The 24,504-nt window shown below is 61.5% G+C and carries 22 protein-coding genes and 1 pseudogene; 19 read left to right on the top strand and 4 right to left on the bottom strand.

Going from position 1 to position 24,504, the window contains the following annotated elements; genetic code table 11:
* Positions 1 to 108: 108 nt before the first annotated feature.
* The 3 genes from AC1DSC_RS18760 to AC1DSC_RS18770 form a co-directional block, all read right to left on the bottom strand.
* Positions 109 to 2,100 carry a CocE/NonD family hydrolase gene (locus AC1DSC_RS18760; RefSeq protein WP_478131858.1) on the bottom strand — a complete coding sequence of 664 codons (1,992 nt, stop codon included), beginning with the start codon at positions 2,098 to 2,100 and terminating at the stop codon, positions 109 to 111.
* A gap of 354 nt (positions 2,101 to 2,454) precedes the next feature.
* Complete coding sequence (locus tag AC1DSC_RS18765; protein ID WP_478131859.1) at positions 2,455 to 3,285, bottom strand: IclR family transcriptional regulator; 831 nt, start codon at positions 3,283 to 3,285, stop codon at positions 2,455 to 2,457.
* 166 nt (positions 3,286 to 3,451) lie between these two features.
* Positions 3,452 to 4,273, bottom strand: coding sequence for an IclR family transcriptional regulator (locus tag AC1DSC_RS18770; RefSeq protein ID WP_478131860.1), 822 nt, complete (start codon positions 4,271 to 4,273; stop codon positions 3,452 to 3,454).
* Between the two features lie 128 nt (positions 4,274 to 4,401).
* On the opposite strand from AC1DSC_RS18770, the gene AC1DSC_RS18775 reads away from it, so the two are divergent.
* The 17 genes and pseudogenes from AC1DSC_RS18775 to AC1DSC_RS18855 form a co-directional block, all read left to right on the top strand.
* Positions 4,402 to 6,159 carry an FAD-dependent oxidoreductase gene (locus tag AC1DSC_RS18775; RefSeq protein ID WP_478131861.1) on the top strand — a complete coding sequence of 586 codons (1,758 nt, stop codon included), beginning with the start codon at positions 4,402 to 4,404 and terminating at the stop codon, positions 6,157 to 6,159.
* A 30-nt stretch (positions 6,160 to 6,189) separates the two neighbouring features.
* Positions 6,190 to 6,966, top strand: a complete 777-nt coding sequence (locus tag AC1DSC_RS18780; RefSeq protein ID WP_478131862.1) for an SDR family NAD(P)-dependent oxidoreductase — start codon at positions 6,190 to 6,192, stop codon at positions 6,964 to 6,966.
* A 69-nt stretch (positions 6,967 to 7,035) separates the two neighbouring features.
* Positions 7,036 to 8,232 (top strand): ABC transporter substrate-binding protein, encoded by a 1,197-nt coding sequence (locus tag AC1DSC_RS18785; RefSeq protein WP_478131863.1) that lies wholly within the window; start codon positions 7,036 to 7,038, stop codon positions 8,230 to 8,232.
* Positions 8,233 to 8,291: 59 nt separating this feature from the next.
* A complete protein-coding gene (locus AC1DSC_RS18790; protein ID WP_478131864.1) occupies positions 8,292 to 9,215 on the top strand; it encodes a branched-chain amino acid ABC transporter permease in 924 nt (307 codons plus the stop codon).
* On the top strand, positions 9,212 to 10,999 hold the full coding sequence (locus AC1DSC_RS18795) for a branched-chain amino acid ABC transporter ATP-binding protein/permease (RefSeq protein WP_478131865.1): 1,788 nt from the start codon (positions 9,212 to 9,214) through the stop codon (positions 10,997 to 10,999). The genes AC1DSC_RS18790 and AC1DSC_RS18795 overlap by 4 nt, the downstream gene beginning before the upstream one ends.
* A gap of 15 nt (positions 11,000 to 11,014) precedes the next feature.
* Entirely contained in the window at positions 11,015 to 11,725 is a 711-nt protein-coding gene (locus AC1DSC_RS18800; protein WP_478131866.1) for an ABC transporter ATP-binding protein, read from the top strand.
* A 34-nt stretch (positions 11,726 to 11,759) separates the two neighbouring features.
* The gene (locus AC1DSC_RS18805) at positions 11,760 to 12,719 is read left to right on the top strand and encodes an MBL fold metallo-hydrolase (protein ID WP_478131867.1); all 960 of its coding nucleotides are present in this window, start codon (positions 11,760 to 11,762) and stop codon (positions 12,717 to 12,719) included.
* A 196-nt stretch (positions 12,720 to 12,915) separates the two neighbouring features.
* On the top strand, positions 12,916 to 14,220 hold the full coding sequence (gene hmgA, locus AC1DSC_RS18810) for a homogentisate 1,2-dioxygenase (protein ID WP_478131868.1): 1,305 nt from the start codon (positions 12,916 to 12,918) through the stop codon (positions 14,218 to 14,220).
* Positions 14,217 to 15,485, top strand: a complete 1,269-nt coding sequence (fahA, locus tag AC1DSC_RS18815) for a fumarylacetoacetase (protein WP_478131869.1) — start codon at positions 14,217 to 14,219, stop codon at positions 15,483 to 15,485. Before hmgA ends, fahA begins: the two co-directional genes overlap by 4 nt.
* Positions 15,482 to 15,607 (top strand): hypothetical protein, encoded by a 126-nt coding sequence (locus tag AC1DSC_RS18820; RefSeq protein ID WP_478131870.1) that lies wholly within the window; start codon positions 15,482 to 15,484, stop codon positions 15,605 to 15,607. Before fahA ends, AC1DSC_RS18820 begins: the two co-directional genes overlap by 4 nt.
* Positions 15,604 to 16,830, top strand: coding sequence for an MFS transporter (locus AC1DSC_RS18825; protein ID WP_478131871.1), 1,227 nt, complete (start codon positions 15,604 to 15,606; stop codon positions 16,828 to 16,830). The genes AC1DSC_RS18820 and AC1DSC_RS18825 overlap by 4 nt, the downstream gene beginning before the upstream one ends.
* Positions 16,830 to 17,750: a DMT family transporter gene (locus AC1DSC_RS18830; protein ID WP_478131872.1), complete on the top strand. Its 921-nt coding sequence runs from the start codon at positions 16,830 to 16,832 to the stop codon at positions 17,748 to 17,750. Before AC1DSC_RS18825 ends, AC1DSC_RS18830 begins: the two co-directional genes overlap by 1 nt.
* 16 nt (positions 17,751 to 17,766) lie before the next feature.
* Positions 17,767 to 18,942 (top strand): NADH:flavin oxidoreductase/NADH oxidase, encoded by a 1,176-nt coding sequence (locus AC1DSC_RS18835; protein ID WP_478131873.1) that lies wholly within the window; start codon positions 17,767 to 17,769, stop codon positions 18,940 to 18,942.
* Between the two features lie 16 nt (positions 18,943 to 18,958).
* Positions 18,959 to 19,654, top strand: coding sequence for an EthD domain-containing protein (locus AC1DSC_RS18840; RefSeq protein ID WP_478131874.1), 696 nt, complete (start codon positions 18,959 to 18,961; stop codon positions 19,652 to 19,654).
* 17 nt (positions 19,655 to 19,671) lie between these two features.
* Complete coding sequence (locus AC1DSC_RS18845; RefSeq protein ID WP_478131875.1) at positions 19,672 to 20,316, top strand: EthD domain-containing protein; 645 nt, start codon at positions 19,672 to 19,674, stop codon at positions 20,314 to 20,316.
* 56 nt (positions 20,317 to 20,372) lie between these two features.
* Entirely contained in the window at positions 20,373 to 21,497 is a 1,125-nt protein-coding gene (locus AC1DSC_RS18850) for an EthD domain-containing protein (protein WP_478131876.1), read from the top strand.
* Between the two features lie 156 nt (positions 21,498 to 21,653).
* Positions 21,654 to 22,089 (top strand): annotated as a pseudogene (locus AC1DSC_RS18855) (FAD-dependent monooxygenase); the annotation flags it as partial.
* 236 nt (positions 22,090 to 22,325) lie between these two features.
* On the opposite strand, the gene AC1DSC_RS18860 reads toward AC1DSC_RS18855, so the two are convergent.
* Positions 22,326 to 22,538: a helix-turn-helix domain-containing protein gene (locus tag AC1DSC_RS18860; RefSeq protein ID WP_478131877.1), complete on the bottom strand. Its 213-nt coding sequence runs from the start codon at positions 22,536 to 22,538 to the stop codon at positions 22,326 to 22,328.
* A 294-nt stretch (positions 22,539 to 22,832) separates the two neighbouring features.
* On the opposite strand from AC1DSC_RS18860, the gene AC1DSC_RS18865 reads away from it, so the two are divergent.
* A complete protein-coding gene (locus AC1DSC_RS18865; protein ID WP_478131912.1) occupies positions 22,833 to 23,381 on the top strand; it encodes a helix-turn-helix domain-containing protein in 549 nt (182 codons plus the stop codon).
* Between the two features lie 186 nt (positions 23,382 to 23,567).
* Positions 23,568 to 24,470: a LysR family transcriptional regulator gene (locus tag AC1DSC_RS18870; RefSeq protein ID WP_478131878.1), complete on the top strand. Its 903-nt coding sequence runs from the start codon at positions 23,568 to 23,570 to the stop codon at positions 24,468 to 24,470.
* The last annotated feature ends 34 nt before the right edge of the window (positions 24,471 to 24,504 follow it).

Raw genomic sequence — 24,504 nt, forward strand, 5'->3', positions numbered from 1 at the left:
TGGGGCCTTCTTGCTGCGTGCCTGGCAGCCTCCCGTTCGCTTTGAGGTCATGCAATGCAAACGGCGGCAGAAGCCGCCGTTTGCACACTGCCTGCCAGAACCGGTCAATCAATCATCATCGTCTTCCAGTTCCTGGCAGGGGCCGCGGCCTTCAAGGTCTGCGTCACCCTTCCAATATGGAAGACTGGTCGTGCTCTCGGTGTTGAAACAGCCTGCCTTCAAGAGCGGAAGGTTCAGAGACGAGCGGTGGCGCGGGCCGTAATAGAGCGACACGGCACTTCCTGTAAGCGAAGCCAGCTGCGGCATCGTCGGGTAGCAAGGGTCGGTGCCAAGAACGGGGGAGCACTGACTCCCACCGGGTGCGGGGTTGAAAACTCCGTTGGAACCTTGCGACGGTGTTTGGGTTGTAACGGTCAGACGCAGCTTGCCACCTGCAGGTATCGCAACGAATCTCGGGGAAATCAGGAAGTCGTACTTGTTGACTGACCCAGCAGGCAGGTACTTGTCCGCTACATACGCGCCATAGGGCTTGACCGGCACGCCCTTCTTGTCCACCCAGGACCGAGACGGTATGTTTGTAGCCAGGCTTCCGAGAACGGCCCCAGAGGAAATGGGGGTGACCGTACCTTGCGCATCCACCAACGCGACTGATGCGATTAGCTCCAGGTTCGCCGTTGTAGACGACGCGTAGAAGGACGCGCTCATCGGCCCGGCAAGGGTTGCCCCCTTCTTGATTACAGGACCGTCAAATTGCAAGGTGCTGCCGGGCCCGGGTTGTGCCCAATTTATTGTCTCTTTGCCTGCCGAACCAGCTACGTGCCGCGTCATGCGCCCATTGTTGGCGAGGAAGTACTGTTTATAGGAGGTGGAGACCGGATACGCAGACGTGCTCACCCAGTTGTTCGATAACAGCTCGTGAACATGGAGCGGCTGGCTCGTGTCGGCCATCCGAGTGCGTTTGCCCTTCAGCCAGGTATCGAACCATTCAAGCGTAATGTTGTCTGCGATGTGCTGGCCAGTGGTCTGCTCTTCGAATTGGCAATGGCCGCCTTGGCTAATAAGTACCTGATATCGGCCGGTGGCCTTCTGGGTGGGGGACATCGGACCGAAGACGGGCCTCTTGCTGTAGGCGTTCTGAAGGTACGCGTACATCGACAGTGCGCTCTCTGCGTAGATGTCCTGATGGGTGCCCCAGATGAGTGCAGGGATGCCAAGGTCAACGATCTTCTCGGCGTAATTTCCCGGGGTTCGCAGCTGCCAGAAGTCGCCGTCGTACGCTTTCGGACCGCCTGCGTAAATATCGTTCACCACCGCTTGGCCGTAGGCAGCGGCTCCGTGATTGTTGCCTACGGACCCGCCGAAAAACAATGGGAACTGGGCCGTTTGCGTTGGGATGCCGCCTGCAAAGTAGGTCTCTCGATAGAACTCTGCGCCAAAGCAAACCGGCGCGAGGGCCTTGATTGGCGAATTCCGCCCCGCTGCGGCGGCGGTGTAAATCTGGTTCAGGCCCGCCCAGGAGCCGCCCTGCAGACCGACCTTTCCATTGGAGTTCTGCAGCCTGGTCGCCGCCCATTGCGCCAACTCGGCCCCGTCCTTGGCATCACGTTCGCTGAAAAAGGCGAAGTCGCCGCCTGAGTTTCTTGTTCCCCGCACCGACGCGGTCACGAACAGATAGCCACGCTGCACGTAGTAGTCGCCGGCGGTGGAAGGGTTGCCTAGGTAAGGCGTTTGGGTGAGCAACACGGGAAAGGGGCCAGGCACCCGAACTCCAGTCGATGGGTCGGTCGGGTAGGAGACATCGACCATGAGAACGGCACCGTCACTCATCGTGACGGGCACGTTTGTGTCCAATTTTGAACCGTAGACCGCAGGGCCTGGAGTCCAGACGCCACCGGGGAACGGAGTCGAGGCTTGCTCTTGGCACCCGTCATTACCCCTTCTGTCATGGTCATCGCACGAAGCGAAGGCGGGCGCCGCGGCCGATGCCACTAACGCAAGAGCGGCGGCGACGAAGCCAGTTCGCCGGCGCGTCCTCGGAGGGCGGGAGGCGGTTTCTACCGCCGACGATGCGCGTGACGCGCTGTTGCCACTGGTTTTCATCTCGAGTGTCTCCTTGCTGTGAGGTGCGACCTAACTAATGCTGCCCGATGCGGCGCGGCTGTCATCTGATAGTGTCAGATGAATACGATTACATCTGTCTATCAGATCAAATCGCATAACATTGACATAGTCGGGGCAACCCGTACGATTGCAAATAGGTGTAACTACAGCGGGGAGCGTCTCCCCCGGAGTCTGGGAGCGCTTAGGCGACGGACAGTGGAACGCCGGGCGGGACAGCCGGACAGCTTGCGGTCAGCCAAGTGAAGAAGGGAACGACCTCGGTCACGAGGGTCGAGAGCAGCGGCGCAGTACGGCCAGCCTCGCGCGGCGACTGCGGTGTCGCGTGAAACAGATTTATCTGCGCGGGTTTTGCGCGGAGGGGGAGAGGGCGCCGATGCGTTTCGAGATTGCGATGCCGGCCTCTTTCACTGCTGTTGCTTGGCTGCCATCCCAATTGGTGTCAAACGACCGCGAACGTCCCATCAAGGTGATGCCAAGCACGATGTTGCCGGAGTAGTCGAACACAGGAGCAGCGAAAGAGCAGACGCCGGGGGTGGGGTTGTCGACCGAGCGTGAAAGGCCATTCGCGCGCACTTCATTGAGCATGCTTTGCAGTTCGTCCTGGTCAACGGGCTTGGCAATGTCCGGCCCAAGTCGACGCTCGTCTTCAAGAATGGACTCTTCGATGAGCTTCGCCGGCAAATATGCAGCGAACAAGCGACCGGTGGCGGTGCCAGCCAGTGACATGACCATGCCCGTCCGGATGTTCGTGTGAAGCGGATAAATCGCGTCGAAGAGGAACACGATGGTGGGCCCGTGGTTGCCCCATACGGACATCGCGACGCTGTGACCGGTCTGCCGAGCCAACTCCTCCGCGAAGGGTGTCGCTTCTCGGACAGGATTGAGCATACGAAGCGTCACCAAGCCGAGTTGCATGGCGGTCGGGCCAAGCCAGTAGTAACCGGTCAGGGATTCCTGGGTCACCAGTCCCAGTTTGGCGAAGCTGACCAGATACGGATGAGCTTTGCCCGGCGCCATGTCGGCCGCCTTTGCGAGTTCCCTCAATGGCATAGGCCGGCCGTGGGCCCCGAGCGCCAGGAGCAACTGGCCGCCGGCTTCGATAGACTGGATGCCTCGACGCCCCTTTTCGGCACCTGTGTCGCCGCTACTTTCCAGAGCGTCCATGATTTGTCCCCAAGCACTGTCGATAACGTTTTAAGCCGAATAATTAGCTTACAACAAACGCGTTGATGCCAAACTAATTTATCGACCGCGAGCAATTGTCAATCAAACGACTGGCCACAGAAAGAGGCCTGCAAGTTTTGCGTCCACTGCTCCCGTAAGCACCCCACTAGGAGTGCCCTCGGGAAAGAGCGCCAAGACGCTTGGAGATTGCGATGCCGCTTGCCTTGACTGCCCCCGCCTGAGGGCCGTTCCAATCAGTGCCGAACGAGCGGGAGCCCCCGATCAGCGTCAGCGCAAGCACGATGTTTCCCGAGTAGTCGAAGACCGGAGCGGCGAACGAGCAGACGCCAGGAGTAGGGTTGTTCACTGCACGAGAAATACCATATTTGCGCACGTCGTTCAGCATCTCGTTCAGCGCGAGCGCCTCAACAGGGGCGGCAATGTCCGGCCCAAGGCGCCGCTCGTCTTGAAGAAGAGATTTCTCGATGAGCCGGGCGGGAAGATAGCTGGCGAACAGTCGCCCGGTTGCTGTTCCCGCCACCGACATCACAGTTCCCGTACGGATGTTGGTATGAAGCGGGTAGACCGCATCAAACAAGAACACCACTGTCGGTCCCTGGTTGCCCCAGACCGCCAGCGCAACGCTGTGGCCAGTATCCCTGGCTAACTGCGCTGCGAATGGAGTCGCTTCGCGAACCGGATTGACCATTCGAAGCGAGACAAGTCCAAGCTGCATGGCCATGGGTCCGAGCCAGTAATGGCCGGTGGTCGGCTCTCGAGTGACCAAGCCAAGCTTGGTAAAGCTGACCAGGTACGGGTGGGCCTTGCCAGGCGCCATTTCCGCAGCTCGCGCGAGTTCGCTCAGAGGCATCGGATGGCCATGGGTTCCGAGAGCAAGAAGCAGTTGGCCGCCCGCCTCGACGGCCTGAATCCCTCTGCGCTCCTTCTCTAAGCCTGATGCGCGACTCTCATTGTTGAGCTCCTTCATGCCAGTCTCCTTGTTCGATCATATCGATGTCATCCGATTAGGGTAAACCATTAGCGTATGAGTAACGCGTTAGCACCATACTAACAGCATCGGACTTGCAGACGCGGTCCCCCAAAGGAGTGAAGCTCATGAGCAAGCAGGAAACCCTATATGACGTCCTGGTGATTGGCACCGGGGCCTCTGGGATGGCAGCGGCAGTCACAGCCGCTCACGAAGGCCTAAAGGTGCTGGTGGTCGACAAGGCCCCCCTCTTCGGCGGCACGACCGCTAGGTCCGGCGGATGGCTCTGGATTCCCAACACCAAGCTGGCTAAGGAGCAGGGCATCACCGAGCCGGCAGGGGCTGCCCGGTCCTACCTGCAACATGAAGCCACGACGCATTTCGACGCGGCGCGCGTCGACGCCTTCATCGAAAACGGCCCGAAAGCCATCGACTTCTTCACCGAGAACACGTGCGTGCAGTTCGACATGCCGCCGGTGTTCCCCGACTATCACGCCGAAGCGCCAGGCGGCCAGTCGGGTGGCCGGTCCATGGTGACCCGGCCGTTTGACGGCCGAGAACTGGGCAGCCGCATCGACAAGCTCGCGCCGCCCGTGCCCGAGCTGACCGTGTTCGGCATGATGCTTGGCTCCGGGAAGGAGCTGTGGCACTTCCTGCGTGCCTTCAAATCGTTCGAGTCCTTCTGGTATGTCACCAAGCGTTTCGGCGGACATCTTCTGGATGTCGTGAGATACGGCCGCGGGATGACGCTGACGAATGGCAATGCGCTGGCCGGCCGTCTCGCCAAGGCCGCGATGGATCTCAACGTCCCGGTATGGCTGAACTCGACCGTGAAGTCACTCATCGTGGAAGAAGACGCCGTTGTCGGAGCGACCGTAGTGCAGAACGGCAAGCCGGTCGAAGTCCGCGCGCGCCGTGGCGTTGTTCTGGCATGCGGTGGCTTCCCCTATGACGTGGAGCGTCGCAAGCAGTTGTTCCCGCACGCGCCGACCGGCCGTGAGCACTTCACGCCTTCGCCTGCCTTGAATACCGGCGACGGTCTGCGTCTCGGTGAATCCGTCGGAGGCTGGGTCGACCCGACTATTCCGAATGCCGCCGCCTGGTGCCCGACCTCGGTGACCAAGCGCAAGGATGGTTCCGAGGGCGTCATGCCGCACTTCATCGACCGTGCCAAGCCGGGCGCGATTGCAGTTACCCCGAAGGGACGCCGCTTCACCAACGAGGCGCTGTCCTATCACGACTTCATCCAGGACCTGGTGAAGTCCTGCAAGGGGATGCCGGAGGTCACTTGCTGGCTCATCTGCGATCACAAGCACCTGCGCGAGTACGGCATGGGGGCAGTGGCTCCGTTTCCCTTGCCCATCGGCAAGCATCTGAAGAGTGGTTACCTCAAGAAGGGCAATAGCCTGCAGGAACTGGCCGAGACAATCGGCGTGCCCTACGCTGCGCTGCAGGAGGAGGTTGAGACTTTCAATCGTGACGCGGCGAAAGGCGTGGACACGAAGTTCGGCAAGGGCAGCACCGCGTACAACCGCTTCCAGGGCGACTCTCTGGTGACCCCGAACCCGTGCATGGCGCCCGTTCGTCAGGGCCCCTTCTACGCGATCAAGATCGTCGTCGGCGAGATCGGCACTTTCGCCGGTCTCCTGACGGACGAGTCCTGCCAAGTCCTCACGCAGAGCAGGCAACCGGTCAAGGGGCTCTATGCCATAGGCAACGACGCCGCCAGCATCATGGGTGGCAACTACCCCGGCGCCGGCATCACCCTAGGGCCGGCACTGACCTTCGGCTACGTCGTCGGCCAGGCGCTTGCAAAGCAGACGGATCGCTCCCCCAATGTCGTTCCATTGACGACGACGCCGCGCCAGCACGCACACGCAGCTTGAACTTCGCACAACCCCAAAAGGACAGTACAAATGGAAATCTCCGAGCTGATGGCGCCCCGAGTCCTCGACGGACGCATCGCGCTGGTGACCGGCGCGGGACAGGGCAATGGCAAATCCATCGCCAAGGGCCTCGCAAAAGCTGGTGCCAACGTCGTCGTGACGGACCTCGTGGAAGAAAACGCCAAGGCCGTGGCAGCCGAGATCACCGCCGCCGGTGGGAAGGCAGTTGGGTACAAGCTCGACGTGACATCGCGCGACGCTTGTCAAACGCTGGCGCTCACCGTGGCCGGTGAGGTCGGCAACATCGACATCCTGGTCAACAACGCGGGCATCATCATCCGTGAAGGGCTGGACAGCCCCAAGGTCGTGTCAAACCTCGAGCGCACGTTGGCCGTGAATGTGATGGGCACCTTCCTTCCGACGTACGCTTGGCTCGATGCCCTGAAGGAGACCAAGGGCGTGATCATCAACGTCGGGTCTATCGCGTCGACGACCGGCATTCCCAATGTAGTGGGCTATTCGCCGTCGAAGGGCGCGGTCAAGATGATGACCCAGACGCTGGCGGTCGAGCTCGCCAAAGACGGCATCCGGGTCAACGCAATCGCGCCGGGGGTCATCGAGACCCCGATGACCTCCTACACGCGAGAAGCACCTGAGCGTCTGCAAAAGTTCATGCTGCGCACGCCGATGGCGCGTGTGGGACAGCCTGAGGAACTGGTCGGCCCCGTGATCTTCCTTGCATCGAGTATGGCCACCTACGTGACGGGCGTGACATTGCCCATCGACGGCGGCTATCTCGCCTCCTGATATTCCAGAGTTCGTTCCTAGTTTGCAACCCCTGAACTCGCCGAGTTCGACCCCAAAGAGGAGACAGCCGTGAGCATCCCTAAATTCATCAAGCACGCAGTTTTGACTGCCAGCATGATTGCAGCAGCAGCTGCGAATGCCCAAGACATCAAGGTGGGCTACAACGGTGACCTGTCCGCTTCGCCATCCGCGCAAAGTGGCCAGGCAGCTGTGTTGGGCATGGAGGCCGCAATTGCGGACATCAATGCCGCTGGCGGCGTGCTCGGCAAGAAGCTGGCGCTCGTCACGCGGGATGACACCTCGGCGCCGCCTAAGTCGATTCAGAACATGAGCGAGTTGATCGACAGCGAAAAAGTCTCCGCCGTGTTCGGCCCGACCAATTCGGGCAACGCCATGGCCTGGAAGCACATCGCCAACCAGAAGAAGATCCCCGTCATCGGCAACGTGAGCTCGGGTACAGACATCACCAAGCCGATGAGCGCAGGTGCGGACAACTACATGTTCCGTGTCTCGATGGTTGATCGCGAGCAGGTCGCCGCACTGATGGCGTACGTCAAGAAGAACACCGCTCAGGCGAAGGTGGTCGGCTTGATGGCCGAGACCACCGGCTACGGCCAAGGCGGGCTGAAGGACATGGAGGAGATCGCCAAGCTTCAGGGCATCAAGATCGCAGCCACCGAGCGCTTCGGTGTCGGCGATACGGACATGACCTCGCAACTGAGCAAGATGAAGTCTGCCGGTGTCGACACGGTGGTCGTCTGGGCCCAGGGAACCCCCATCGCCCAGTTGGTGCGCAGCATGGAGAAGATCAACTACTTCCCGTTGGTGTTGACCTCGTGGGCCGCAGACAACATCACGTTCTATGACGCGGCAGGAAAGACCCTGGCGGAAAAGCCGATCTTCATGCGCACGGTCAGCGAGACGCGCACGCCCGCACAGCAAAAGCTTTTCGACCGAGTCGGCCCCAAGCTGAAGGCACCGGGCTCGTTCTCTTTCGCCCTGCACGGCTATGACTCCGTCCTGCTCTACGCTGCCGCCGCGAAGCAAGCCAATAGCTTCGACGGTTCGGCCGTCCGGCTCGCGCTGGAGGACCTGAAGACCCCCGTCCAGGGCGTCCTCAAGACCTATGACAAGCCGTTCAGCAAGACCAATCATGAAGCCTTGATGGCCAAGGACCTGGTGTGGATTCGCTGGAAGGACGGCAAGCTGCTGCCCTACACGGACCCGATCGTGGGTTCGCTGACAACCGCTGACTTCAAGCAGTAACGCCACTTTGCGCATCCGGGCCGCATCCGGCGGCCCGGGAAATCATCTCGGAGGCAACTATGACAGAGGCGCTCTTGCAGGCGATTCTCAGTGGCTTGGCTGTGGGCGGTGCCTACGCGTTGGTCGCTCTAGGTTTCAGCATCACATTCACCACCACCAAGACGCTCAACTTCTCGCACGGCGAGTTTGTATCGGCAGGTGCATTCATCGGCATGAGCGCGCTCTTCCTGGTCCTGGGTCTGCCTGTGACATCGACCACCTTTGGTCAGGCGCTGCCCGGCTCCGGTGCCCAGTTGCTGGCCCTCGCCGCAGCGCTTGGCATCATGGGGTTGCTCGGATGGCTCCTCTATGCGATCGGCGTACGGCCGTTCGCGGGACGACCTGGCATGGCCTGGGTGATGAGCACGCTGGGTTTCGGCGTCATCCTCCAGAGCATCGGATTGGCCATCTGGGGACCCAAGCCCGTCGTGGTGCCCGGACCGTTGGGCGACGCGGTGATCCGGGTGCTCGGGGTCGGCGTTCGCCCCCAGGAACTCCTGACGCTGGGTGTCGCCGTGGTGATCATGATTGCCTTCGACTTCGTGATGAACAAGACGATGGTGGGCAAGGCCATGCGGGCAGTCGCTGCCAACGGCAACGTCGCCAGCCTGATGGGCATCAACACCAACGCCGTGATGATCGGCGCTTTCGTGATCAGTTCGGCGCTCGCCGGCCTGTCGGGCTTCCTTCTCGCGCCGATCGCACAAGCCTCGCTCTTCATGGGCCTGACAGTCGGTCTCAAAGGATTTTCCGGCGCCATGATCGGCGGCCTGAGCAACCCACGCGGCTGCGTGATCGGTGGTTTCGTTCTCGGGGTCCTCGAATCGCTGGTGAACCTGTGGCAGGCCCAGTGGCGTGAGGTTGCCGTCTTCGCTCTCGTGATCCTGGTTCTCGCGTTCCGTCCGACCGGGTTGTTCGGCAAGAAGCTAGTGGAGAAGGTATGAAGCGCGGTCAACATCTCTTGGGCGTCGTCGTCGTCGCTGCCGGCCTTATCGGCGTGACCTCTCTCTTCGGGAACGACTACTACCTGCGCATCGTCTTCATGATGTGCGTGTACTACCTCTGTGCCGCTGGCATGAATGTGCTGGTGGGCTACGCCGGCCAGAAATCGCTCGGCCAGGCGGGGCTGTTCGCAGCGGGAGCCTATGCCGTTGCTTTGCTGACCACGCGAACGGAAATGAATCCCTGGCTCGCATTGCTGCTGGCCGCTGCGATTTCCGGTGTTTGTGGCGTCCTGATTGCCTTGCCGTCGCTGCGAGTGAAAGGACCTTACCTGGCGATGGTGACACTCGCGTTCGGCATCGTCGTGGAAAAACTGGTCGGTGAATGGACGGACGTGTTCGGCGGCGCGCAGGGGATCTACGGCATCAAGGCCTTGACCTGGAACGGCCAGCCTCTCACGACGGAACAGTGGGTGTGGCTTGCCATCATCTTCTGCGCTGTCACGCATCTCTTGCTGCGCAACCTGCTGCAGGGCCGCTTCGGCCGTGCACTGCAGTCGTTGCAGGCGGACGAGATCGCGTCGTCGTCGGTCGGTGTCCGCGTCTATCGCGCCAAGGTCATCGCTTTCGTCATCGCGGCAGTGACCTGCGGCATTGCCGGTGCGCTGGTCGCCCAACAGAACCAGTACATCAACTCCGACTTCATCACCTTCCATTTGTCGATCTTTATCCTGCTGCTGGTGCTGTTCGGCGGCGCCGGATCCCAGTACGGACCGTTGGTCGGCACCGTGGTCCTGACGGTGATCGATGCGGCGCTGGCACGCTGGCCATCGGCGCAGCATTTCCTGTATGGCTTCCTGCTGCTCTTCGCGCTCTATGTCATGCCGGGCGGTGTCACTGGACTGCTGTCGAAGTGGTTCCGGCGGTCGGCCGAAGAGCCAGAGACTTCGACCGCGTCCGCAGCGCCCACTCGCATCGGTCCCGAAGGCCAGGGTGGCGAACTGCTGGTGGTCAAGGGTGTCACCAAGAACTTCGGCGGCGTGAAGCCAGCACAGGATGTTTCTTTCCGACTTCATCGCGGACACATCCACGCGCTGATCGGACCGAACGGCGCCGGCAAGAGCACCATGATCAACATGCTCACTGGCCTGATCGATCCCACCGAAGGTTCGATCCAGTTTCTCGGCCAAGAGGTCTCCGGTCGTCCGGTGCACTCGATCTGCTGCATGGGCATGGGGCGGACCTTCCAGAACCTGCGTCTCTTCGCTGATCTTTCGGTGCTGGACAACGTCATGCTGGGTCGTCACAGCCGAATGACCAATGGCTTCTTCGCCTCGTTGCTCGCGCTACCCGGTGCGAAGAAGCAGGAAGCCGCCACCCGTGCACGTGCATTGCAACTGCTGGACCTGGTGGGCCTGTTGCATCTCGCGCATCACCCGGCAGGCAGTTTGCCGTACGGTCTGCAGCGGCGGGTTGAGTTGGCTCGAGCACTTGCTACAGAGCCGCAATTGCTCTTGCTCGATGAGCCTGCGGCCGGCCTGAATCCGCAAGAGACTGCTGAGCTGGGTCAATTGCTGTGCCGGATCGGGAAATGTGGCGTGAGCATTCTGATGGTCGAGCATCACATGGATCTTGTGATGTCCATCTCGGACCACGTGATCGTGCTGGACTACGGCATCAAGATCGCCGAAGGCAAGCCCGCCGAAGTGCAGGCCAATCCACGTGTCGTCGAAGCCTATCTCGGCGTTGACGATCCCGAGGAAGAGGCTGCGCTCGCCGCCGCCTGAACCGGAAAGAAACATATGCTGCAACTCGAGTCAGTCAAGGTCTCCTACGGTGCGATCGAGGCCGTCAAGGGCGTGAGCCTGGAAGTTCGCAAGGGCGAGGTGGTCACGATCATCGGCGCCAACGGTGCGGGCAAGAGCACTTTGCTCAAAAGCATTTGCGGTCTTGAGCCGGTGGGCGAAGGCCGCATCAAGTTCGATGGCAACGACGTCACGAATGTCAAAGCGCATGAAAGGGTCGGCCTCGGCATCGCCATGTCGCCGGAGGGGCGCGGCGTCTTCGCCGATCAGACGGTTCGCGAGAACCTGATGCTGGGTGCCTATTCGCGCAAGAAGGATCCTGCCGCGACCGAAGTGGCGATCGAGCGCGAGTTCAAGCGATTCCCGCGGCTGAAGGAGCGCCAGGACCAATTGTCCGGAACCCTTTCGGGTGGCGAACAGCAGATGCTGGCAATCTCGCGCGCATTGATGAGCGATCCGCGGCTGCTGCTGCTGGATGAACCATCGCTCGGCTTGGCGCCGCTAATCATCAAGGACATCTTCAACGCGATCCGCCAGCTGCGCGAGTCCGGTCTGACCATCCTGCTGGTCGAGCAGATGGCCAAGCAGGCGCTCGGCGTGGCCGACCGTGCCTATGTACTCGAAACCGGTCACATCACGTTGGAGGGCACGGGCCGTGCCCTCCTCAACGATCCAAAAGTCAAGTCAGCCTACCTCGGCACGCATTAACCCCTTTCAACCGTCCATCGAAGGAGTAACCCCCATGAGCCAAACCAAGAAATTCGCCTCGCAAGCCGACCTCGAGGAAAAGCAGGTCACTTTCAGCCAGATTTCCGAGCACGCCTGGGCCTACACGGCCGAGGGCGATCCCAACACCGGCATCATCATTGGTGACGACGCCGTGCTGGTGGCCGACACGCAGGCCACCCCGGCGATGGCGCAGGACGTGATCCGCCGTATCCGCGAGGTGACCGACAAGCCCATCAAGTACGTCGTGCTGACGCACTACCACGCGGTGCGCGTGCTGGGTGCAAGCGCGTACGGTGCCGAACACATCCTAGCGAGCCAGGACACTTACGACCTGATCGTCGAGCGCGGCGAGCAGGACAAGGCGAGCGAGATCGGCCGCTTCCCGCGCCTGTTCGCCGGCGTTGAGACTGTGCCGCCCGGCATGACCTGGCCGACCATGACCTTCACCGGCAAGATGACCCTGTGGCTCGGCAAGCTCGAGGTGCAACTGCTGCAGCTGGGCCGCGGCCACACCAAGGGCGACACGGTGGTCTGGCTACCGGGCGAAGGCGCATTGCTGTCGGGCGACCTCGTCGAATTCGGCGCAACGCCTTACGCCGGCGACGCCTACTTCAAGGACTGGCCGCAAACGCTGAACAATCTTGCTGCTCTCAAGCCCAAGGCGCTCGTGCCGGGTCGCGGCGCTGCATTGACCACCCCCGAGGACGTGGCCAAGGGCCTGAGCGAAACACGCGACTTCATCTCCGATGTCTATGCCAACGTTCAGAAGGGTGTCTCGGCGGGCAAGGACCTGAACACGGTCTACAAGGACACCTTCGCCGCGTTGAAGCCCAAGTATGGCCACTGGGTGATCTTCGATCACTGCATGCCATTCGACGTCACGCGCTGCTACGACGAGGCCACGAAATACGTCGACCCGCGTATCTGGACCGCAGAGCGTGACGTCGAGATGTGGAAGACGCTCGAGGGCTGATCCACAGAGTTGCCCCCGCTCTTGAATCGCCCGCTTTCCGGCGGCGACGGGTTCAACGGCAGGGGGCTCTCGTCCCCTGGGCGATCGCCAAGAAAAGGACTGTGGCCCTGCGGCCGCGGGGGTGTGCTCATCCGGAACGAATGCACTCAACGTGACGGCGCTGTCATTCGCGCAAAACCATTTTCGGAAGGACATCATGACGAACGCATCGGCCACCGAGCTCCGCTATCAGAGCGGATTCGGCAACGAATACGCCACAGAAGCCGCGCCCGGCGCATTGCCGCAGGGCCGCAACAGTCCGCAGCGTGCACCGCACGACCTGTACCCTGAGCTGATTTCCGGGACGGCCTTCACTGCGCCACGCCACGAAAACCGTCGCACGTGGATGTACCGGCGACAACCCTCCGTGGTCTCCGGCCGCTACAAGCCCTACGCGCAGGCGCTATGGAAGACCGGCGCCAATTCAGAGATCGCGTTGCCTCCTGAGCCGATGCGCTGGGCGCCGATTCCCATGGAGAACGCAAACGTCGACTTCATCGACGGCGTGCGAACGCTCGCCGCAAATGGCGACGCCGAAGCTCAATCCGGCATCGCCGCGCATGTCTACGTCGCAAGCGAGTCCATGGATCGGCGCGCTGTCGTCAACGCGGACGGCGAGATGCTCTTCGTGCCGCAGCAAGGCCGTCTGGTCATCACGACGGAGATGGGTGTCCTCGAAGTCAAGCCCGGCGAGATCGCGCTGGTGCCGCGCGGCGTGGTCTTCAAGGTGGGATTGCCCGACGGATTGTCGCGCGGCTATCTCTGCGAGAACTACGGTGCGCAGTTTCGCCTGCCCGAACTCGGCCCGATCGGCTCCAACGGGCTCGCGAACGCACGCGATTTCCAGGCGCCTGTGGCTGCTTACGAGGCCGCGATAACCCCTTACGAATTAATCAAGAAGTTCGGCGGCCGCTTCTGGTCGGCGCCGACCAAGCAATCCCCCTTCAACGTCGTCGCATGGCACGGCAATCTGGCACCAGTGAAGTACGACACGGTCAACTTCATGACCATCGGGTCCATCAGCTTTGACCATCCGGACCCGTCGATCTTCACCGTGCTGACCTCGCCGAGCGACACGCCCGGCACGGCCAACTGCGACTTTGTGATCTTCCCACCACGCTGGCTCGTGATGGAGGACACCTTCCGTCCGCCTTGGTATCACCGCAACCTCATGAGCGAGTTCATGGGCCTGGTCTATGGCGAGTACGACGCCAAGCCCGGCGGCTTCAAGCCGGGCGGCGCCAGCCTGCACAACTGCATGGTTCCGCACGGTCCCGACGAGGAAGCCTTCGAAAAGGCAAGCCATGGCGACCTCAAGCCGCAGAAGCTCGACAACACGCTGGCCTTCATGTTCGAAAGCCGCTACCGCTTCATCCCCACCGAGTTCGCGATGCAAAGCCCCGCACTCGATTCGGACTATGCCGACTGCTGGGCCGGCCTCAAGGATCAGTACAAATCATGACCTCAATCGATGCCACTCACACCCCCCAGTTGCGCAGCTGGATCCCCTCGGCTAACCAGGCCAGCTCTGATTTCCCGATTCAGAACCTGCCGTTCGGACGTTTCAGCATAGGCGCCGATGCAGCGCCCCGGATTGGCGTCGCCATCGGGGATTGCATCCTCGATCTCCGCAAGGCGGGCCTGATCGACACGGACGACATGAACGCGCTGATGGCCGCGACGCCTGAGAAGCGCTCGGCATTGCGTGCATTGATTTCTCGGGGACTGGCCGAAGGAAGTGCCCGGCAAGCCGAATGGGAAGGCGCACTGGTCAGCCAGAGCACAGTGACCATGCACGTGCCATGCCGCATCGGTGACTACACGGATTTCTACACGAGCGTACATCACGCGACGACGGTCGGAAAACAGTTCCGGCCGGAAAATCCGCTCCTGCCGAACTACAAATGGGTGCCCATCGGTTACCACGGGCGTGCCTCATCGATCGGGATCAGCGGCCAACGCTTCAAGCGCCCGCAAGGGCAGACGAAAGCGCCCGACGCGAATTCACCAAACTTCGGCCCTTCGAAGCGCTTGGACTACGAACTCGAACTCGGGTGGTTTGTTGGCCAGGGCAATGAGCAAGGCGAGCCGATAGATATAGCCGGAGCGGAAGCTCATCTGTTCGGCGTGACCTTGTTCAACGACTGGTCGGCGCGCGACATCCAGGGCTGGGAATACCAACCGCTCGGGCCGTTCCTCTCGAAGAATTTCGCAAGCACCTTGTCGCCGTGGATGGTCACAACCGAAGCATTGGCGCCTTTCAGGGTGGCGTTCGACCGGGCGGCAGGCGACCCGCAGCCGCTTCCCTATCTCGACTCTGAGATGAATCGGGCGAAGGGCGCATTTTCCATCGAACTGGAAGTCCTTCTGCAGACGGCCAAGATGCGAGAAGCTGGTGTACCGCCCGTGCGCCTGTCGCGTACCAACAGTAATCGGGCGGCCTACTGGACTCCGGCGCAGTTGATCGCCCATCACACGGTCAATGGATGCAACCTGCAGCCCGGGGACTTGCTTGGATCGGGCACCTTGTCCGGCCCTGCAAGCGAGGAGGCTGGCTCGCTGATGGAGCTCACCAACGGTGGCAAGCAGCCGATCGACCTTCCCAACGGTGAGAAGCGGACCTTTCTGGAGGATGGTGACGCGCTGATCATGCGTGGATGGTGCGAACGGGAGGGCGCAGTCCGCATCGGGTTGGGCGAAGTAGTCGGCACGGTAGAAGCAAATTGAACAAAGCCCTCTCGCTCGTGCAGATCGTCTCGATGAGCTGCGACCAAGAGGCGGCCCCTGGGGTCGGGGTCCGCAAAATGCTCGATGTCGATCTGGTCTTGGCACCGGAACTGATGCCATGAACACGAGCGCGGCTGTCATCGGCGGAGCAAGCGCATCAATGGCCACCCATTCCCTTGATTCGAAGACGCTCTGGCTGCTCAGTCTGTGCGGATTTGCCAGCATGGCATCGATGAGGATCTGTGACGCCATGCTTCCGTCGCTGGCGACGGAGTTCTCTGCAACGACGGGACAGGCGGCTCGGGCGATCTCGGCCTTCGCACTCGCCTATGGTGTCCTTCAACTTTTCTATGGGCCCTTGGGGGATCGTCACGGGAAAGCGCGCGTGGTCGGCTTCGCGACCCTGGCTTGCACGATCGGTTCCCTCGCCTCGGCTTTTTCCCCGAGCCTGGACTGGTTGATCGTCAGCCGCGTTCTGACGGGGATGGCGGCCGCGGGGATCATTCCGTTGACGATGGCGTGGATCGGCGACAGCGTTTCGTACGAGTCTCGCCAGGAAGTCCTGGCGCGCCTTCTCGGCGCCACGGTCTTCGGCATGATCTGCGGCCAGTGGTTCGGCGGGCTCCTCTCCGACCTGTTCGGGTGGCGATCGCCGTTCCTCGCCCTCGCCGTGATCTTCCTGGTCAGCGGGGCCATGTTGACGAGGAAGGTGAGCGCTGTTGCGCATTCCAAGGGTGTTGATACCGGGAGCATCGGGCGCCGGGTACTGGATGTCCTGTCCCAGCCCTGGGCCAGGGTGGTGCTGGTCGTGACCTTCATCGAGGGCGCTCTGGCATTCAGCGCGCTAGCCTTCATTCCTTCCCACCTGCACGCTGCTTTCCACCTGTCGATGCCGGCAGCGGGCGCCATTGTTGCGCTCTACGGCGTGGGTGGCCTCTTGTATAGCCGCTGCGCCCGTCGATTGCTGGGGCGTTTCGGCGAGACAGGGTTGGCGAAGCTCGGCGGAGTTTGCCTGGGACTTGCTTTTGCGTCGGTGGCGTTTGCGCCGTCTTGGCTTTGGGCGCTGCCGGCTTGTCTCGTCGCGGGGTTCGGCTTCTACGCATTGCACAACACCTTGCAAACCAATGCGACGCAGATGGCGCCTGCTGCTCGGGGCACCGCAATGTCGCTGTTTGCATGCGTTCTCTTTCTCGGTCAGTCGCTGGGCATCTTGTCCGCGGCATGGATGGTCGACCGATTCTCGTCCTCCATGGTGTTTGCCTCTTCCGCCGTGGGGCTGCTCCTGTTGGCAGGCGCATTCGCGTTTCTGGTCGGTGAGCGCAACAGGCAGCTGAAGGAGGTCTGATGGCTACGCGCGAAATGAATACCACCGCCGTCCAGTCAACTTTGATCGCCTCAATGGCAATCTGGGGATTGAACGTGTCAGCGGTGAAGGTGCTCACCGGGATCTTCGACCCAACAACCCTGGCGGCCTTGCGGATGCTGGTGGCATGCGGCGCGTTGTCCATGGTCGTTCTTTGGAAACGCTGCGGCTTACCGTCAGTGTCTGTGCGCCAGGGAGGGGCGATCGTCGTCTGCGCCTTGCTGATGGTGTATCTCAACCAGATCCTGTTTGCCGAGGGCTTGTTGCGGTCAACGGCCACGAACGGCGCGCTGATCATGGCGTTGAGCCCATTGGTGTCCGCGCTGTTGGCAGCAGTAGCCTTTCGCGAGCGACTGACGGTCTCGCGCCTTCTTGGCGTTGTGCTGGGCTTCGCAGGGGTCGCAGCCGTCGTGCTGAGCCACCCCGGCGCCGGCCTCTCCAGCGCCGGTGCCGGAGATCTTATGCTGGTTGCGGCGGTCGTGAGCTTCGCCGCAGGCGGCGCGATCGTCCAGCGTCTGGCTCGCAACATGCACACCTTGACCATCAGCTGGGCAATCTATCTCGTCGGATCGTTGCTGCTGACTTTGCATGCCGGGCTCGAGGCTCCGGTGTTAGACATGGCAACGCTCTTTCCTGGCTGGCGCGCCTGGGCGTTCATTCTGTTCTCAGGCGTCATGGCCACGGCCCTCTCCAACCTCGTCTGGAACGGGGCCATCGCACGCATCGGTGTGGCACGGACAGCCGTATTTCTTTACTGGGTCCCGGTGTTCGGCGTCGCTTTCGCGGCGTTGCTTCTCGGCGAGCGGCTGACCCTTTGGCACCTCTTCGGTTTCCTCGCAGTGATGGGCGGCACCTATCTGGGCGCGCGTCAGTCGGCAACTGCGGCGGCCATCGCTCCATGATCAGAAAGCCTTTGCCATGAAATCTCATGAACCCCTTCTTTTCCAACCGATCCGGCTCCGCGAGCTCGAGCTGAAGAATCGAGTCGTGATCTCGCCCATGTGCCAGCACGCCGCCGAGGCGGGGCGTGCGACGCCGTGGCACATGGTTCATCTCGGAAAATTCGCGCTGGGAGGCGCGGGATTGATCCTCACGGAAAGTACGGCCGTCGATCCCCGCGGGCGCATCGGTACCGCCGATCTGGGTCTGTGGAACGACAGCCAGATCGAACCATTGAAGCAGGTCGTTGATTTCATACATGCCAACGGCGGTGCTATCGGGGTGCAATTGGCCCACGCCGGCCGCAAATCAGGCAGCGAACCTTTGTGGGAAGGCGGGGCAGCGCTGTCGGAAGCGCGTCTCGCAGCCGATGCAGAACCTTGGGAGCGGCTCGGGCCCAGCGCGCTGGCGGCGGGACCCGGTTGGTCCGCTCCGCGTGCGCTCGACGCAGACGGCATCGCCGACGTGGTTCAGAGCTTTGTTGACGCAACCGTCCGTGCCGACAAGGCCGGATTCGATGTTGTGGAACTGCACTTCGGCCACGGCTACTTGGTCGCGAGCTTCTTGTCTCCCAACTCGAATCATCGAGAGGACGAATGGGGCGGTGACCTTGCAGGGCGCATGCATCTGGCCCTCGAAGTTGCACGCAAGGTCCGCGCGACCTGGCCCGCGAGCAAGCCACTCTTCTGCCGTCTGTCCGCGGTGGATGGCAGCGTGGATGGGTGGACCCTCGAGGACTCGATCGTGCTTTCGCGAGAACTCGCGAGCTGCGGTGTCGACGTGATCGATTGCTCGTCGGGCGGACTGACGGAAGAAACCCGCGCGCTGCCCGTGCCGCGAGGCCTGGGTTTCCAGGTCCCTTTCTCGGAACGGATCCGCAACGAAGCAAATATCAAGACCCAAGCGGTCGGAATGATCGTCGACGCGAGCCAGGCAGAGGCGGTGCTCGCGGAAGGCAAGGCCGACCTGATTGCCCTCGGGCGCGAGGCCTTGTTTGATCCCTATTGGGCACATCACGCTGCGCTGACATTGGGCGTGGATCCTGGCTATGAGCGCTGGCCGGTACGGCATGGCGTCTGGCTCGCCAAGCGGGCTCCGGGCCTAGCTCGCGCCCGCGCCCAAGCGGCGGATGCCCTTGTTTCCCCTCTCAAGTAGACCAACGAGTCACATCATGAATGTACGTATGGGATTGATCCGCAAGAAGACGGACTGGACTTTTGACAAATTCAATGTCTACTGGAGGGACAACCACGGCGCGCTGGCCGCGCGTGCACCCAACCTCCGCGCGTATTGGCAGAACCCCGTCGTCGACCGCGTGCAACGCGGAATCGACTTTGCGCGGGGACCGTGGGACTTCGACGGGTTCTCGCAACTCTGGTTCGACGATGTGGACAGGGCGAACCACGCGTTCAATGACAGCGATATGGCGGCCGCGCTCATCGCGGACGAGAACCACTTTCTCGGCGAGTTGCACATCGTCACGGCGGAGCAATCCGTTGTGATTCCGCTGCCGGGCGAGGACGAACGAGCCAAGCTGCTGAAGCGGATGTCCGTCATCAAGCGGCTGCCGACGCTGAGCGAAGACGACTTCCAGCGCGAATGGAAGATTCACGGCGATCTGGTGCGGAAGATGCCTGGCGTGAGCGGCTATCGGCAAAACGTCGTCGTCGTCCGAGAGCGCGAGAAGGGCAAGCCCTGTGACTATGACACCCTGCCGATCGACGGCATCGTGGAGCTTTGGTTCAAAGATGAGCAGACGCTGCAGGATGCCTTCGCATCGCCCGCCGGCCAAACGACGATGGCGCATGCAAAGACGTTCCTGGGAGAAATCACGGCCTTCCTGGTCGCCGAGCGTCGGGTTGTTTGAAGTCAAGGGTAAAAAAAATGATGAAGCGCATGACCCTGCTGGCGAAGAAGGAAGGTCTTTCTACCGCCGATTTTCGGAGCTATTGGGCGGGCCCCCACGCCGCCTTGGCGCTTGGGATGGACGGCATCTCGAAATACACGCACAACCGGGTGGACAAGGTGCTGTGGACGACCGACGACCCTCCACGTTTTTCCGTCGATGGAGTCGTGGAACTGTACTTCCGGGATGAGGAAGCGATGCGCTCCGCCCAGGCCTCGGCCGTCGGGCGGCGTCACATCCCTGCAGATGAACCGGTGTTTTTGAAGGGCTGGACGCTTTGCATTGTCGACACCGAGGGCGACGATAGTGGCAGGACGGATCGCCCCGTCAAGGTGATGGTTCCGTTCCTGTTGGGTACGTCTTCAAGGGAGCGATTCGGCCTTGCAATCACTCGCTATGCCAGCGAGGCAAACCTGCCCCTCGAGTTGAACTGGACTGCGTCCACGGCGCGCCGAGAAAGGCTTTGGAGCGAGCCGTCGCCACCGGATGGCTTCGCAGTCTTTTGGTTTGACAGCGTCTCAGCGGCGCATGACGCCTTTGACGGAGGTGCAATCTGCTGCTTGCTTGGTGCGAACGTCGCGTGCGCCACCGCCTATCTCATCAACGAGCTTTCCATTCGCTAACCCGAGCACCGTCACGCAGCGTCGTTTCCGTACGGGATCGGCAACTGGAGACATCAATGCGTGGATACCTCTCAGCGGTCGCAGTCGCTTGCGGCCTTGTCGCCGCAATGGCAGTTCTTGCCCAGACTGCAGCAGTCATGAACTCAAACACACCCTTTGCGAGCGAGGGATCCGTGCGCGAGGTGCTGGCGCGCCCACCGCACGCCAAGACCATCGCAAGCAGTGACAAGCCGCTGATCGTGATGACCGGCTTTCTCGCTCGCGCCGACAGCAGTCCGCTTTCCCAGCGCGGACGAGACCCCGACAACCTGGTGGATCGGGGCGGCAAACCAATCGCCGATCCGGCAGCGGATCCAAGCGCCAACGCCTTCGAAAGCGACCCGAACATCGGGTGGGAAAAGTGGGACGAGTACTGGCGAAAGGTCCACGGCGTGCGATTCACCTATGCCGAGGATGCGTCCGACACGACACTCGAATCGCTGACGCGCTACGACCAGATACACCGGCTCCCTGCCGGCCCAATGCTTGCGAACTCACCGCCGTACTTGGCACCTGCAGACGCTAAAGGGAAGCTGTACCCTGAAGTTATCGGGCACATTCCCGAGTACAAGCGCCCTCGGTGGGACGGCATTGCCTATCTGAACTTTCACAGTATGGACGACATTGGCAAGGTATTCGGCGAGAAGTTTCAGACGAAGATTCTTCCCGAGGATCGTGTCCTGTTCCGCCAGGTGGCGCCGGTCCTGTCAAAGCAGTACATTCGCATCGCCAGTAAGGATAGTCGCGACCCAATCATCCTGGTCTTCACTCATTCGCGACGCGCCGATCTGACGCGTGATCAGTTCCAGCAGGACTGGCTGGGTCGCCATAGAAAGCTGGTCACGGCCCAATCGTCGACCAAGGCGCTCGTGTCGCGCTACGTGCAGCTGCAGAACATCGGCGGCGCGGAGCCAGGAAAACCGTTCTATGCCGAACCGACTGCCGGTATCGACGCCATCACATTGATGTATTTCCGCAGCATGAACGACGCAGAAGACTACGTCATGTCAGACGGCTTCAGGGCCATGACCGGCGACCTTCAACGCATTGCCGATCCGAAGAAGTCGGACTATTGGACGGCGATCAACTATGTAGTGATCAACCGGATTGGTAAAGAAAAAGTCACCTCGGCAAGCAAGTAGCGATCAAGCAGTCGCTCGCCAGCCGCGCTAGGACTTGGCGGCGCCGCTTTCGTTCTCAGGGGCTGTCCGTGCGCTTGCGACGGGAGCCTCGCCTTGAACCAGAAGCGGCGTCCTCTTGACACAGGCGCATCGATTAAACACTTAAGGAGGATCCAGCTGGAAGGTGCCTCTTATGAGGGGTATTTCGTTATTGCCGACATCCGCGTCGATCTGCCCTTGCCGATCGAGAGGCTCGCCTTCTTCGACCCGGAGTGGAATCCTGGACACGGTCCTCATGCACCGCGAAACGCACGGGATCTGGCGCGTGGACTACCGGCTGCCGCGCGCGGAAACGCCGGATCAGGCCCTGCAGCCGAAATCGCTGAAAGCGTGGATCGACGCACAGCTCGAGATGAGGGGCCACGGCGGGGTGCCTTGAGAGATGGATTGGAGCTCGGTGTACTCAGCGCGTGCGCTGACGATACCGGACTATTTGCAAGGCCGCGCGCTGTTCGCCGGAGATGCCGCGCACCTGCTCCCGATCTTTGGCGTGCGCGGCGCCAACACGGCTTTCCAGGACGCGCAGTCGCTCGCGTGGCGCTTGGCCTTCATCGTCCCGTACTGGCAACCGGTTGTCGACCTACACCGCCGAGCGTCTCGCGACGCATCTCCAACGCGGACTTTCGATCTGAAATTGTCCAACTCGATTCTGCCGATAGGTTTCGCGATGGGTCCATTCGTGGCGCAACCTAGATCGTGCTAGAGCCCTTGCTTGCTCACCGCACAAAAGAGGATGAGGTAAATCAAGAATGGCGGTGCGCTCATCGGAGGACGAGGGCCCCATTGACACTACAGTCCTTTGAACAACTCCTCGAGGCGGACTCCCAATGCGACTGCCAGCGTTTCGATCACGGCCAGGGAAGGGTTTCGCACGCCGCGCTCCATGCCACTGACGTAGGTACGGTCGAGCCCGCAGCGCGCCGCGAAGTCTTCTTGCGAAAGGTCCCGTTCTTTACGGAGTTCCCGCAGACGTTTCCCGAATCGAACGGACAGTGAAATCACGGCCGCGATTGGGCTTCTTTGTAGACCAATTGACCACGGACTTATCGTCACATACCATGTAGACTAATCATCACTTTTAGACGATTCGAGGGTTGGATCCATGCCGCATACAGTCGCCAATTTCCCTCTGGATGCGCGAACGCGTCATCCTTCTCGCCGGGTGTGTTGGCTATCATGAGGAAATTGGCTCCCGCCTCGCCATTCCCAACGGCAGGGAAACTGCGCGTCCCGGTCGCCCTGTCGCGCCCGCGCCGCCGTCCTCCCCATCCTCAGCGGAGCGAGTCGGCGGCGCAGCTGGGGCTTCAGATCAAAGCGCTTCGGATGGCCGCCGGGATCTCGGGCAACGAACTGGCTCACTGTTGCGGCATCTCCGCTTCGCTGCTTTCCCGCGTCGAGCGTGGTCTCGTGTCTCCTTCCGTGGAGACGCTCAATCGCATCGCTGTCGGCCTGAACGTTCCGCTGTCGCGATTCTTCTGCGACCAGGCACGTCGCACGGACTGGTCATTCGTACCGGCCGGTCGCGGCGTCATGGTCAATCGCATGGGTGCGCTAAAGGACTACCGCTACGAGTTGCTCGGGCACCTGCTGTCCGGGAACTTGTTCGTTGAGCCCTATCTGGTAACGCTCCTGCCGCAGGCCGAGCCCTACAGCAGTTTTCAGCACCCCGGGATCAAGTTCCTGTACGTGATCTCGGGACGCGCACAGTACCGGTACGGCGGCAAGGTCGTGAACGTCGGCCAAGGCGACTCACTTCTTTTCGAGTCCAGCGTGCTTCATGGAGTGGAAGCGATCCTTGAAGCGCCGCTCTCGTACCTGTCGGTCGTATTCACGCTGCGGGGTTGAGGCTACCGAGCCTGTTTCCCTAACCGTCAACTGTTAGAAGTGACAGGATACATGCAGCGCATGTACCGCTAGGCTTCGCCGCGACGTCATCCCGACTGGCCTCGCACGTGGGGTGCGATGGAGTCAGCCAGATTGACGCATTCGACGCTCCCGCCCCGGAAAAGGGAGCGGGAGTTGGGGAAGCAGATGATTGAATTTCGCCACTTGCGCTACTTCACCGCCGTTGCGGAGGAGCTCAATTTCCACCGTGCGTCTGAACGCGTGCACATCGACCCGACGCCACTCTCACGCACCGTGCGCGATCTCGAGGAGAGGCTCGGGGTCACGCTCTTTGTTCGAAATCCCCGTGGCTTGGCCTTGACGCCCGCCGGAACCTGCCTGCTTGAGGAGGCACGGAAAGTCTTGTTGCGCGTCAATCGCCTCCAGCAGACAGTCCAGGCCACTGACGCGTGCTTCCGTGCGCCGCTGCGCATCGGCGTGGCCGATGGCATCGCTCAACCCAGGTTGTCGGAATGCCTCGTGAAGTGGCATTCGGTCTCGCCGCAGGTCCGTCTGGACCTGGTCGACATGCGGGCTACAGAACTTGCTGCCGCCCTGAAACGCGAAGAGCTCGATGCGGGCTTCACGTTCGGCGTGCCGGAAGATGATGCGCTCGCTCAAGAGCCAGCTTGGCGATACTCCACACAGGCGATTGTGCCGGTGAACCACACGCTCTCCGCGCGTCCGATGCTTCCAATCGCCCAATTGCTCACTTTTCCCCTGGTGACCTGCACCGCAGCTCGGCACCCAGGCTTGTTGCATCAGATGCGAAGCATCATGCTGCGGTACACACTGCTGCCGACAATCGCGAGCGAGGCGCATACGCTCACCGGCCACGTCACTCGCGTGGCGGCCGGGATGGGAGTCGGTCTGATCGACAGCGGCCATGGCGAAACCTTGGCCCGTTCGGATGTCGTGGTCGTGCCACTGGCCGAGGCTGAACACATCGTGACCTACGTGGTGCACAAGCACCGCCGTAGCGGACTCCCCGGCGCTCTCCAGCGCTTCATCGCGCACGCTAAGACGTTTCAAGCCGCTGCAAAGGCGTGAACGAACGACATAGCTCTACGCCCGCGCGTTGAGT

The sequence above is a fragment of the Variovorax sp. 01N425 genome (genome assembly GCF_056399465.1).